Raw genomic sequence first — 12,287 nt, forward strand, 5'->3', positions numbered from 1 at the left:
ACCCCCTTCAGTTCAGGACGATGCGGTTCTTCGACAGGAACATACGACGGCCATCGGCGTCGCCCTCGATCACCAGATCCCACTGTCCTGCGGTGACACCTTCGGCGCGTCCATGAAAGCTTCCTGGACCGGCTTCAGTGACCTCGATCGCCCGGTCAGCACGACGGTCGGTGGGGCGTTCGAGGTGGGCGAGGAAGTTCAATCCCTTCAGAGGCACGCCCGTATGGTCGCGCGCCTCGATTACGACCGCAGCGGCGCCGTCTGGCTGCCGGTCGATATGCGCTTGGACCTGCCAGCCTCGCTCGTTCTGCTGTCGTGACGCTACGATCTCACCCTGATAAGCCAGGCTGGCGCTGTAGGCACTATCGACCTCGGTGCCCGGCAACGTTGTGATGGCAAGGCGCATCATGACCATATTCACGCCGATGACGACAGCGAAGAACGCGATCGTCGTGATTAGAACAAAACGCCCGGTAATGGGTCGTGTGACTGAACTTGTGGTTGCCATGATCGAATTCCGCCGTTATGGAAGAACGAAGTGGTCGGTTGCGGACGCCACTTCTCCAAGACCGATGTCTGTGACGCGGAAAGTGACCGGCACGGACTTTTCCGCCTTTTCATCGAACGGTGCCGTCACCAGCACGCGCATTTCGGTAGTCGTATCGCGCGCAAGAACGATCATCGGCCGGTCAGGAGTTACCGAATCGGCACCGACGACATGCAGCTTCGCATCAGCCGGACCGTCGACGTCGATCGCGATCACACGATCGAAGCCACGCTTGTTGAGGAAACGCAGCGTGTATCCGTTGCGGATCGCGCCGTCGCTGAGACGCACCGCGATCGGGTTGCGGTCGTGCAGCACGTTGACGTCGAGCAGGGTCCGCGACATCAAAGCATAGAGCATCAGCGCGCAGACCAGGGTGATCAGGCTGGCATAAACGACCGTCCGTGCGCGAACCGGCTTGAAAATCTCCTGCTTGCCGGCGACGCGCCGCTGAACGTTGATATCGTTATCGTATCCGATCAGACCGGTCTTGCGGCTGACCTTGGTCATAACGGCGTCACAGGCATCGATGCACAGGCCGCACTGGATGCAGCCAAGCTGCGCGCCATCGCGAATGTCGATCCCGGTCGGGCACACGGCAACGCACTGGTTGCAATCGATACAATCGCCGGCCTTCTCGCCGAGCGAGCGAATGTCGAACGCCTTCTTGACGGAGCAACGCGGCTCACCGCGATCGTATTTGTATGTGACGTTGAGTGCCCATTCGTCGGTCAGCGCGGCCTGTATCCGCGGCCACGGGCACATATAGACGCAGACCTGCTCGCGCATATAGCCGGCCAGCAAATAGGTCGACGCGGTCAGCATCGCGATCCAGGCATAGGCGACCGCGGGGGCCTGAAAGGTCGCCAGATTGCGCACCAGCGTCGGCGCATCGTCGAAATAAAGGATCCAGGCTCCGCCGGTCCACCAGGCAATCATCAGCCAGATCGCGTGCTTCAGCACACGGCGACCGGCGCGACGCGCCGTCATCGGTCCGGAATCGGCCTTCATCTGCGCGCGACGGTCGCCTTCGACCAGGCGCTCGACCGCATAGAACAGATCGGTCCAGACCGTCTGCGGACACAGATAACCGCACCAGATTCGGCCGCCCAGGGCATTCATCAGGAACAGGGTCAGCGCGGCCAGCACCAACAGACCGGTGAAGTAGTAGACCTCCTGCGGCCACAGTTCGATGAGGAAGAAATAGAAGCGGCGGTTGGGAAAATCGATCAGCACCGCCTGGTCAGGTGCGCCGAGGCCACGATTCCAGCGCACGAAGGGCAACAGATAATAGATACCGAGACAAACGGCCATCAGACGCCATTTGATCGAGCGAAACCGGCCCGAGACGCTCTGCGGGTATACCTTCTTGCGAGGCGCGTAGAGCGGCCCGTCTTCGTCGGTTATGAGTTCATCAGGCGACACGGGCTTGTTCATCGGTCTGCTCGAATGAGGCTACGATTGCAGCCTACATTCCTGCGGGAGGCACGAATTGACCTCGATCAACGGACCCGGGATGGGGCCCGGCGGCGGCTACTTGCCGCCACCTAGCGAGTGCACATAGACCGCCAGCGCCTTGACGGTGACCGGGTCGAGCCGGCCGACCCAGGCCGGCATGACGCCTGCGCGGCCGTTGGTGATGGTCTCGACCAGCGTCTCCTCGTCGGAGCCATAGAGCCAGATCTTGTCGGTCAGGTTCGGCGCACCGAGCTCCTGGTTGCCTTTGCCGTTGTCGCCATGGCAGCTCGTGCAGTTCTCCGTGAAGATCTTCTTTCCTGCGGCAGCGTCGAACTTCGGCGCGGTCGGGAGGCCGGAGAGCGAACGGACATAATTGGCGACAGTAACGATCTCGTCCTTCTTCAGAACCCCGTCCCGACCGAACGCGAGCATTTGCCCCTCATGCGTCCTTGCATGTCCCGACCGCGCTCCGAACTGGATCGTCTGCATGATCTGGTCGAGCGTGCCGCCCCACAGCCAGTCGTCGTCGTTCAGATTGGGATAACCCTTTGCGCCAGCACCGCCACTGCCATGGCAGGGCGCGCAGTTGTCGGCAAACACGGTCTTGCCACGTGCGCGGGCCAACGCCAGCAGGGCCGGATCCTTCTCGATATCGGCGAGAGACGCGTTGCCGAGCACCGCCATCTTCTCGCCGCGCAGCTTCTCGAGATCGGCAAGGTCGGTAACGACACTCGCGCGGGTCGAATACTGGAACAAGCCGGTGGTGTAGCCCGACACCAGCGGCCAAGCCGGATAGACGACCCAGTAACCGATCGCCCAGATGATCGTTGCATAGAATGTCAGGACCCACCACCGCGGCAGCGGCGTGTTCAGTTCCCTGATGCCGTCCCACTCATGACCGGTCGTGCTGCGGCCGGAAACGCGGTCGATCTCATTGTGCTCGCTCATGATCGGTCAGTCCTCCCGCAGCGGCATCCGGGCTGCAGCATCGAAGAGAGATTTGTTGCGGGGCCAGAGTGCGTAGACGACGATGACTATGAAAATTCCAACGAAGATCGGGGTCCAGAGTGTGCCGACCAGGCTCGACGCAAAATTCTCGGCTTGAATGATCGCTTTCATGCGCGTGCCCTCAGCGCAGATTGGCTTTTTCGTTGTAGAGCTTGAAGTCGACGAGCGTGCCGAGCATCTGCAGATAGGCGATCAATGCGTCGAGCTCGGTCGGATTGCCGCCCTTGCCGTCGAAGTTGCGGACCAAGGCCTTCGGATAGCGCTTCTGAAAAGCATCAGAGCCGGGGCTGTCGGGATCGACCTGCGTCTTGATATCGGCGACCGCGTTGGCAATCTGCTCGTCGGTATAGGGTACGCCGACCGCGCGATTGGTCCGCAGATGAGCTATGGCGTCGGATGGGTCGAGTTCCGTCTTGGCGAGCGAGGGGTACCCGGGCATTACCGACTGCGGAACGATCGAGCGCGGATTGATCAGGTGAGTGACGTGCCAATCGTCGGAATATTTGCCACCGACGCGCGCCAGATCCGGCCCGGTGCGCTTGGAGCCCCACTGGAACGGATGGTCGTACATGCTCTCGGCCGCGAGCGAATAGTGGCCATAGCGCTCGACCTCATCGCGCAGCGGGCGGATCATCTGCGAATGGCAGAGATAGCAGCCCTCGCGGACGTAGATGTTGCGGCCGGCGAGTTCGAGCGGTGTATAAGGCCGCACGCCGTCGACAGCCTCGATCGTGCTCTTCAGATAGAACAGCGGCGTGATCTCGACCAGCCCGCCGATCGCAATGACGACGAGAATGCCGACAATCAGGATGATCGAGTTCTTCTCAAAAATCTTGTGTCGATTCCAGAGGGACATTGCGTGACCTATTCGGCAGGCTGGAGAGCGCCGGCGCCCTCGGTTTCACTGGCTCGGCCGGCATTGACCGTCATCCAGAGATTGAAGGCCATGATCAGGGCGCCGACCAGGAACAGCGCGCCGCCGGCTGCGCGGATGATGTAAAAGGGGTGCATGGCCTCGACAGATTCGATGAAGGAGTATTCGAGGAAGCCGAGCGAGGTGTAGGCGCGCCACATCAGACCCTGCAGAATTCCCGACACCCACATCGCGGAGATGTAGAGCACGATGCCGATGGTCGAGATCCAGAAGTGCCAGTTGACCAGCTTCAGGCTGTAGAGCTGGCGATTCCAGAGCCACGGGACGAGACAATACAGCGCACCGAACGAGACGAAGCCGACCCAGCCTAGTGCGCCGGAATGCACATGGCCGATGGTCCAATCGGTATAGTGGCTCAACGAGTTGACCACCTTGATCGACATCATCGGACCTTCGAAGGTCGACATGCCGTAAAACGCGACCGACACCACCATCATGCGCAGCACGGGATCGGTGCGCAGCTTGTCCCAGGCGCCCGACAACGTCATCAGGCCGTTGATCATGCCGCCCCAGGACGGCATCCAGAGCATGATCGAGAACGTCATGCCGAGCGTCTGCGCCCAGTCAGGCAGTGCCGTGTAGTGCAGATGATGCGGGCCGGCCCAGATGTAGAGGAAGATCAGCGCCCAGAAATGGATGATCGAAAGCCGGTAGGAATAGACCGGACGCTCCGCCCGCTTCGGAATGAAGTAGTACATGATCGCCAGGAAGCCGGCGGTCAGGAAGAACCCGACCGCGTTGTGGCCGTACCACCACTGGAACATCGCATCCTGCACACCGCCCCAAGCGATGTAGGACTTCGAGCCGAGGAAGGAAACCGGCAGCGCGGGATTGTTGCCGAGATGCAGCACCGCGATCGTGATGATGAACGCCAGGTAGAACCAGTTGGCGACGAAGATATGCGGCTCCTTGCGCTTCACCAGCGTCATCAGGAACACGAGCAGATACGTCATCCAGACGATCGTTAGCCAGAAGTCGGCGTACCATTCCGGCTCGGCGTATTCCTTCGACTGGGTCACGCCGAGCAGGTAGCCGGTGCCGGCGATCAGGATGAAGAAGTTGTAGCCGACCACGACGAACCAGGGCGACAGGTCGCCTGCCAGGCGAGTGCGGCAGGTCTTTTGCACAACATATAACGACGTTGCGATCAGGACGTTGCCGCCGAACGCGAAGATCACGGCCGACGTATGCAGCGGCCGCAGGCGGCCGAATGTCGTCCAGGGCAGATCGAAATTGAGCGCCGGCCAGGCCAGCTGCATCGCGATGATCAGACCCACGGTGAAGCCAGCGATGCCCCAGAACATCGCCATGGCGGACGCGAACTTGATCGGGCCGAAGTTGTAATTGGGACGCCCGCCGATCTCCGCTGGAGGCAGTTGGGCCGGACGGTCAAGGTAGCGATTGCCGATCATGACCACGGAGATCAGGCTGGCGGCACAAGCAAGCGACGCGTGAAAACTGAACGCCGCATCGTGCCCCATCGCCGCGCCCAGAAAGCTAACGAAGGCAAAAACCGCAAGTGCCGATGTCAAGCCGGCTTCGCCCATCGTCATCGACTTTGAAACGGAAGATGGACCAGTCATATGGAAGCTTTCCTTGGATGCGGTGGCGTCATGGCAACCACAATCTCGCCGCCAGCCACTTGATCGGCATCAACGCCTGCGCCATGCCGCGCGCCGCCGGCGCCGCGGCTCAGCGCCGTCAGGGTCAGTTCATTCGGACAGTATTTTGCCGGACTGGCCCGCCTTTCCCGCGCGAGATCCGCGGCGCAGCGAGCCTTCTCATGGCATAGACCGCACACCCGCTGCAGATCACGCAACACATCGCAATGGGACGAAGCGAGCATCTGCGCGGACAGACCTGCATGCTCGAGGCGCTTGCTGAGCAACTCCGGCGAACCTTGCTCGCGGGCAAGCGCACGAAGGTCCGACGTCGAGAGATTGAGCTCGTGAGCGATCTCGTCGACCTCCCTGGCGGTCAACAGATCGAATTCGTGTCGACGCACAAGAAATGCGCGCAAGCGAGCGAGAAGATTCTCGAATTGCGGCGAGCTATTGCCAGCTGATCGGTCGGTCATTTCTCACCCCTTTTGGCTCTCCACCTCTAGCCGAAGGACCCGATTGTCGATTTGATCTTGATCAAGCGCGCGATATCGCGGCAATCGATCGCGACGGCCGTCTATGGGTCGCTAGCCGCCCCACGCCGACGGCAAAGCTGGCGGCGTTCGAAGCTCCATGGAATCGGCAAAGATCGTCCAGTCGCGGACGCCCTTCTGTCTGCAGAAGTCGGCCTCGGCCAGCTGTGCAGCCGCGGAAAGCGAGACCGCGTCGACCTTGAATGCTGCCTGGCAGGCGCGATGTTCGTGGCCGGTATCGTCGCAAACCGTCTTGATGAAACGAACGTCAAATGATGTCATGGCACCCTCGCATGGGCTGATTGCTTGGTTATGCTCTCATTGGTACGAGACGCCCGTATTGATCTGCCGCAACGGAATGCTCTCTGAGGCGCGGCTATCCTCTTGCGGAGGATATCGAAGGCAAGCAGAGCCTTGAACGACCTCGACAACCAGGAATACGAGCGACGCGCTTTTCGCGAGGTACGGCTCACATGGTCAGGAATTACGAACGGACCGGACGAGGTGCTATTTGTGGTGAGATGTCCAGTCTGGGGATGACGGCCGGACTGCCGGTATTGACGTTGTTTTGCCGCTGACGGTCCATCCGGAGGCAACGACCGCGAAGCCCACGAACACAAGGATCGTAATCAATGTTGCTGCGAAGCCCACGAGATCGGCGCTGACCACCGCAGTCGCGATCAACGGGGTCAGAATGATTGCGGGGCGAACGATCATCCTGCCGTCACCTTTGCTGCTTTCCCTGCAGCTGCTCGTTCGTCTTCCGCGGATTGGATATAGAAGCCGGAATAAGTATCGACGTAGCATAGATGATCGTGCACTTCCTTGACGCCGGCGACATTCTCCGCGGCGACAATTGCCGCCTGCCTCGCCCGCTCGTCCATGATGATCCCTCGGAGGTGCACCACGCCGTTGCGCACCGAGACTTGCAGCCCGAGCGGACACCAATTTGCACCGTCGAGTGCCCGCACGATGCGATCGTGGACGTGCTTGTCATCAGCCGTAGGATCCGGGATCTGGTGCGCAATGGACGCGACTGCCCGCAACAGATCGGCGCTTGTCACGAGGCCAACGAGGCGCCCCTCGCGCATCACCGGCAGCCGTTTGATGCCTCTCTTCTCCGTGAGATTGACCAGATCAGGCAGGGGCGTTTCTTCCGTCACGGTGATGGGATCACACGACATGATCTCTCCGACCTTCCGCCCGCGCTCGTGGACAAAGTCCGCGGCTGCATAACCGGAGCCGAGAAGGAACTGAAGCCAGCGGCCACGCCGGCGTTGCGTGCCGATCTCGCTTCGCCGCAAGAAGTCGCTCTCCGATAGGATTCCGACCAGTCTTCCAGACGAATCGACCACCGGCAGACCGCTGACATGATGATCCATCATCAGCTTGGCCGCCTCGATGATGGAGGTCTCGGTTCCAACAGTGATGAGATGTCTCGCCATGATCTGATGTGCGCGCATTGCCGCTCTCCTTTCAACGCTTGCAGCAAGCTCACACAAGGTCGGCCCAATCGTCTTGATCTCTCTCAATGCCCGCGTTTGACGGGAATCAAGGCGCCACGACCGATGATCGAAGATGTTGCCAATTAGTCAGGAGACCAAATCATGTTGCAAAACCTGCTCGCCTCAATCGGAGCTCTCGCGATCGTTGTCGTGGCCCTCGTCCGGATGACCTTGCAGGCAAAGCGGCCTTCGCTGAGCCAGCCGGCCGAGTCCCGCCCTGCCCGGCATCATCGCCGTCGCCCGTTCTAGGCCACCGGCGCCGCCTCGACCGTTCGCCCGGAATTTTGACGTGCATCAATGCGGCACGACGCGTCCTGCCAGACGATGCCGCTCCGTCAGGATTGTGCAAATGGCAGACAGAACGGCTTGGCGCCCCATTATCTTCTCGTGTCCGACTACTGGTGATCGCGTCCAAGGCCTGCTTCCCGATGACGCGTCCGGACCTCTGACTGACGATCTGCATTCGATCTCCTGCGCCGCTTGTGATGGCGTCCACTTCATCAACCTGCGAACCGGCGCAGTCGTCGATCCCAAGCGCGGCTAGGTTGATCGCCAGAATCGATGCGGGGCGCTGGAAGATTGAGTTGACGCACATCAACACGCAAGTGCCGCCCATATGGGAAAGCAGGGGCCTCCCCAAACGAAGGATTTTGAACATGACAGACCAAAGTGAAGTCGGTCCCGTCTCCGACGCCATCCAGAGCTACGCAAAGCGGGCGATGGCTGTCCAGTCGGAATTTTCGGAGAAGCTGATCGAGGCGAACCGGCACTGGTTCGAGCAGATCCTGGTCGAATCGAACGAGGCCTGGGAGCTCTTCCGAAGGTTCAATTCCACCGCCTCGGTCGCCGAGAAGATCACAGCGCTGCAGGACTGGGCCAAGGGCGCTACCGCGCGCGGCGCGAACGACGCGACGTACGCGATCGAGACCGCGCGTTCGCTGGGCACGATCGAGCTGAACCTGTTTGCACGAAAGACCAGCGGTGTCGACGAGGCAACTCAGAAGGCCGCCTGATATGCCGGCACGCGACGCTCCAGAGCGCCCAGGGGCCGGCGTCAGCGAGACATGGGAGGGGGTCGCGACGGCCCCCTTCGATCGAGACCTTGAGCTCGCCGTCATCGAAGGTAACACGATTCACAAGCTCGTCTTCCCCTGCCGCCGCATCCTGGGCGGCTGGATGAAGGCGGGGACCATCGACCGCATCCTGGTGCAGCCGACGCATTGGCGTGCCTGGGTCAAATAGGTCGTCCGCCCACTGTCTTGAACAGTGCAGCTAGTAGCAGCACGCCTCCGAACGTTGTAACATCAAATAGGTTGAGGGCTTTGCCGGGGAAATATGTCCGACCGCATCTGGTACCGCTATGGCACTGCCGCGGCAGCGGCCGCACTCGTATTTGCTGTGCGCGCGGGACTAGATAACTATTTCGAGGACCGGACCTTCACGATCATCTTTGTCCCGGCCGTGCTTTTTGCCGCTTTCACCGGAGGCCGCGGTCCGGCGATCCTCACCACCCTGCTCTGCCTCGTCATCAGCGCCAAATTCCTCGGCAGGAGCCTGGTCACTGAACCTGCGAATCTGATCGATATCGCCTGTTTCGCTGTCCTCGGCCCGATCCTCGGCTTTATGGGTGACCGGCTACTGAAGGAGAGCGATCAGGCGCGAAATCGCCAGGCCCATCTGCAGTCGATCCTCGACACGGTCCCTGATGCGATGATCGTCATCGACGACCACGGCATTATTCGCTCCTTCAGCGCTGCAGCCGAGCGCCTGTTTGGCTGGAAGGCGGACCAGGTCGTCGGACAGAACGTTTCGAACCTGATGCCCCAGCCGTATCGCGGCGAGCACGACCGGTATCTCGAGCGTTACCTTACGACCGGCGAGCGGCGCATCATCGGCATTGGCCGTATCGTTGTCGGGGAACGAAGTGACGGCTCGACGTTTCCGATGGAGCTCGCCGTCGGCGAGGCCAAGGTAAGCGGAGAGCGCTTCTTCACCGGCTTTATCCGCGATCTCACCGAGCGTCGAGCGCAGGAACGGCGGCTTCAGGAGCTGCAGTCCGAGCTGGTCCATGTGTCGCGATTGACCGCCATGGGTGAGATGGCATCCTCAATCGCGCATGAGATCAACCAGCCGCTGTCAGCCATCACGAACTACATGCGCGGTGCGAAGGCGCTGCTGGCATCGGAGATACCGGATGCTAGCCGCATTCGGGACGCGCTCGAGCGGGCCGCGCAGCAAGCGCTACGGGCCGGCGACATCATCAAGCGCCTGCGCGAGTTTGTCGCGAAGGGCGAGACCCAACAGTCTCTGGAGAGCCCGGCCACCTTGCTCGAAGAGGCTGTTGCACTGGCGCTGCTCGGCGCCAAGGAGCAGGGCGTCCGGGTAGCGATCCGCAGCGACCGGGACATGCCCCCGATCATCGTCGACAAAATCCAGATTCAGCAGGTAGTGCTCAACCTGGTTCGCAACGCGATCGAGGCGATGGCGTCGGGCCCGCGCCGCGAATTGACCGTCGACGTCACCAAGACTAGCGGTGTTGCGACGTTTACCATTGCCGATACCGGCCCGGGCATCAGCCCCGATATCGCCGACCGTTTATTTCAGCCCTTTATCACGACCAAGGAGCATGGCATGGGCGTCGGCCTCTCGATCTGCCGGACCATCATCGAATCCCATGGCGGACGCATCGATGTGATGCCAAACGCTGGTGGCGGCACGGTTTTTCAGTTCATCCTCCCGTTCGCGGAGGACGGGGAAGAAGAAGCATGACTACGCGGCGCACAATTCTCGTGATCGACGATGATCCCGCGATGCGGGACTCACTGGCTTTCCTTCTCGACGTCAACGGCTTTGCCGTAACGTCTTATGAGACGGCAACCGATTTTCTCGATCATCTTGCCGGCAGCACAGTCGACTGCATTGTATCTGACATCCGCATGCCCGGCATGAGCGGCCTCGAATTGGTCCGCAAGCTCAAGGCCGACGCGCTCGCATGTCCCGTCATTCTGATGACTGGCCATGGAGACGTTGCACTCGCGGTCGAGGCGATGAAGGCAGGCGCGGTTGACTTCATCGAAAAACCGTTCGAGGACGAGGCGCTGTTGCGTGCAATCGGCGAAGCCTTGCAAACACAGTCGGCGGCCCAGGCCGACTGTACGGTCAAGCGCGAGGCCGAGGCTCGCCTGGTGGATCTCTCGCCGCGCGAACGTGACGTTCTGCGGGGGCTCGTGGCGGGCAAGATCAACAAGGTGATCGCCCACGACCTGGGCATCAGCCCTCGAACAGTCGAGGTCTACCGGGCTAACCTGATGGCCAAGACCAATGTGCGCAGCATGTCGGAATTGATGCGGATCGCGATCGCTGCTGGGCTCTAGACGTCCCAAAAAGCGATTATTCAAGGCTGCTTGTCCACGGAGATAAAGACCGCCAAGCTACGCTGGTGAGGCAGCACATGTGCAAGCGTATCCTGAAATTTCGAGCCATGCAGGACGCAACATTGCATCGGACTGACGATAGATCGTCCTGCTCGTTGCCATGCGAAAAAACCTGCTGCAGGATTCCGATCTCGTACTCCAATAGTCTGGCCGACTTCCAGGCGAGCCCATATTGCTTTGCCCGTGCCCAGGTCAGATCGGGCAACCCGTTTGCGGCAAACCGGTTGGTGAAACGCGATGAATTTCAAGATCTCTCCTGCGCAGCGCATCGTCGAGCACGGGCGACGCGGAGACTGCGTTGAAGAGCATTTGCTGCCACTGGATTAGAGCAATCCGCACACCCACACCGTCGCCCTCCAACTAAATTTGCGTACGGGCCGGCAGGCCGCGCTGATCGGTCTCAAGCAGCAGCTCGACGGCATCGAGCACGGTGGCAGTCGGCTTGATCGTCGCAAACGAGCTGCGCATCACATCGGTGGCGAGCATTGCTATCTCTCCTATTCAACACATGTGTTGACCGCCGTTGATCGAAAGCGTCGATCCGGTGATGAACCCTGCTTCGTCGGCTGCGAGAAACGCGACGGCACGGGCAATCTCTTCCGGCTGCCCCAACCGTCCGACCGGGATCTGCGGCAGAATGGAATTCTGCATGACATCAGCCGGCACCGCGGCCAGCATCTCGGTATTGATGTAACCCGGGCAGATCGCATTGACCGTGATCCCAAACCGCGCGCTTTCGAGCGCCAATGCGCGGGTGAAGCCAAGCTCGGCGGCCTTTGCCGCGGCATAATTCGTCTGGCCGATCTGGCCCTTCTGCCCGTTGATGGACGAGATATTGATGATCCGCCCGAACTTGCGCGCCCGCATGCCCTCGATGAGGGGTCGGCACATGTTGAATAGCGAATCGAGATCGGTTCGTATCACCGCGTCCCATTGCGGCTTGGTCATTCGATGCAGTGTGGCGTCGCGCACGATACCGGCGTTATTGACCAGGATGTCGATCGGGCCCAGCGCCGCCTCCACCTCGCGGACACCCGCTGCACAGGCCTGGAAGTTCGCGACATCCCACTGGAATACGGGAATTCCGGTCTGATCCTGAAACGACCACGCGGCTCCCGCATTTCCAGCATAGCAGGCCGCAACCCTGCATCCGGCGGCTGCGAGGGCACGCGAAATCGCGGCGCCAATTCCTCTGCTTCCACCCGTAACCAATGCGACGCGCGCCATGCCGGCTCCTCCAAGCTGGGTACAACATTTGCGCGAAGTACAC

15 protein-coding genes are annotated in these 12,287 nt (G+C 60.8%); 4 read left to right on the top strand and 11 right to left on the bottom strand.

The window, feature by feature from the left end; translation table 11 throughout:
• Positions 1-7: 7 nt before the first annotated feature.
• The 9 genes from QA639_RS33135 to QA639_RS33175 form a co-directional block, all read right to left on the bottom strand.
• Positions 8-508 (bottom strand): FixH family protein, encoded by a 501-nt coding sequence (locus QA639_RS33135; RefSeq protein WP_283088123.1) that lies wholly within the window; start codon positions 506-508, stop codon positions 8-10.
• A gap of 15 nt (positions 509-523) precedes the next feature.
• The gene (ccoG, locus tag QA639_RS33140) at positions 524-1,981 is read right to left on the bottom strand and encodes a cytochrome c oxidase accessory protein CcoG (RefSeq protein ID WP_283088124.1); all 1,458 of its coding nucleotides are present in this window, start codon (positions 1,979-1,981) and stop codon (positions 524-526) included.
• A 96-nt stretch (positions 1,982-2,077) separates the two neighbouring features.
• Complete coding sequence (ccoP, locus tag QA639_RS33145; protein ID WP_283088125.1) at positions 2,078-2,950, bottom strand: cytochrome-c oxidase, cbb3-type subunit III; 873 nt, start codon at positions 2,948-2,950, stop codon at positions 2,078-2,080.
• 6 nt (positions 2,951-2,956) lie between these two features.
• Positions 2,957-3,121 carry a cbb3-type cytochrome c oxidase subunit 3 gene (locus QA639_RS33150; RefSeq protein ID WP_157348340.1) on the bottom strand — a complete coding sequence of 55 codons (165 nt, stop codon included), beginning with the start codon at positions 3,119-3,121 and terminating at the stop codon, positions 2,957-2,959.
• A gap of 10 nt (positions 3,122-3,131) precedes the next feature.
• Positions 3,132-3,866: a cytochrome-c oxidase, cbb3-type subunit II gene (gene ccoO / locus QA639_RS33155; RefSeq protein WP_157348341.1), complete on the bottom strand. Its 735-nt coding sequence runs from the start codon at positions 3,864-3,866 to the stop codon at positions 3,132-3,134.
• Positions 3,867-3,874: 8 nt separating this feature from the next.
• Positions 3,875-5,497, bottom strand: a complete 1,623-nt coding sequence (gene ccoN / locus QA639_RS33160) for a cytochrome-c oxidase, cbb3-type subunit I (RefSeq protein WP_428841196.1) — start codon at positions 5,495-5,497, stop codon at positions 3,875-3,877.
• A 26-nt stretch (positions 5,498-5,523) separates the two neighbouring features.
• Positions 5,524-6,021, bottom strand: a complete 498-nt coding sequence (locus QA639_RS33165) for a hypothetical protein (protein ID WP_283088126.1) — start codon at positions 6,019-6,021, stop codon at positions 5,524-5,526.
• 111 nt (positions 6,022-6,132) lie between these two features.
• Positions 6,133-6,360 carry a hypothetical protein gene (locus QA639_RS33170; protein WP_028332743.1) on the bottom strand — a complete coding sequence of 76 codons (228 nt, stop codon included), beginning with the start codon at positions 6,358-6,360 and terminating at the stop codon, positions 6,133-6,135.
• Positions 6,361-6,791: 431 nt separating this feature from the next.
• Positions 6,792-7,541, bottom strand: coding sequence for a CBS domain-containing protein (locus tag QA639_RS33175; protein WP_283088127.1), 750 nt, complete (start codon positions 7,539-7,541; stop codon positions 6,792-6,794).
• A gap of 698 nt (positions 7,542-8,239) precedes the next feature.
• On the opposite strand from QA639_RS33175, the gene QA639_RS33180 reads away from it, so the two are divergent.
• The 4 genes from QA639_RS33180 (at position 8,240) to fixJ (ending at position 10,957) form a co-directional block, all read left to right on the top strand.
• Positions 8,240-8,596 carry a hypothetical protein gene (locus tag QA639_RS33180; protein WP_283088128.1) on the top strand — a complete coding sequence of 119 codons (357 nt, stop codon included), beginning with the start codon at positions 8,240-8,242 and terminating at the stop codon, positions 8,594-8,596.
• 1 nt (position 8,597) lies between these two features.
• Positions 8,598-8,825, top strand: a complete 228-nt coding sequence (locus tag QA639_RS33185; RefSeq protein WP_028332746.1) for a hypothetical protein — start codon at positions 8,598-8,600, stop codon at positions 8,823-8,825.
• A 93-nt stretch (positions 8,826-8,918) separates the two neighbouring features.
• Positions 8,919-10,352 (top strand): PAS domain S-box protein, encoded by a 1,434-nt coding sequence (locus QA639_RS33190; protein WP_283088129.1) that lies wholly within the window; start codon positions 8,919-8,921, stop codon positions 10,350-10,352.
• Positions 10,349-10,957: a response regulator FixJ gene (gene fixJ / locus QA639_RS33195; protein ID WP_283088130.1), complete on the top strand. Its 609-nt coding sequence runs from the start codon at positions 10,349-10,351 to the stop codon at positions 10,955-10,957. The genes QA639_RS33190 and fixJ overlap by 4 nt, the downstream gene beginning before the upstream one ends.
• A gap of 420 nt (positions 10,958-11,377) precedes the next feature.
• On the opposite strand, the gene QA639_RS33200 is transcribed toward fixJ, so the two are convergent.
• Positions 11,378-11,503 (bottom strand): CBS domain-containing protein, encoded by a 126-nt coding sequence (locus QA639_RS33200; protein WP_283088131.1) that lies wholly within the window; start codon positions 11,501-11,503, stop codon positions 11,378-11,380.
• A 15-nt stretch (positions 11,504-11,518) separates the two neighbouring features.
• Positions 11,519-12,244, bottom strand: coding sequence for an acetoacetyl-CoA reductase (gene phbB / locus QA639_RS33205; protein WP_283088132.1), 726 nt, complete (start codon positions 12,242-12,244; stop codon positions 11,519-11,521).
• Positions 12,245-12,287 lie beyond the last annotated feature (43 nt).

It is taken from the genome of Bradyrhizobium pachyrhizi, from assembly GCF_029714545.1.
Taxonomy (GTDB): domain Bacteria; phylum Pseudomonadota; class Alphaproteobacteria; order Rhizobiales; family Xanthobacteraceae; genus Bradyrhizobium; species Bradyrhizobium pachyrhizi.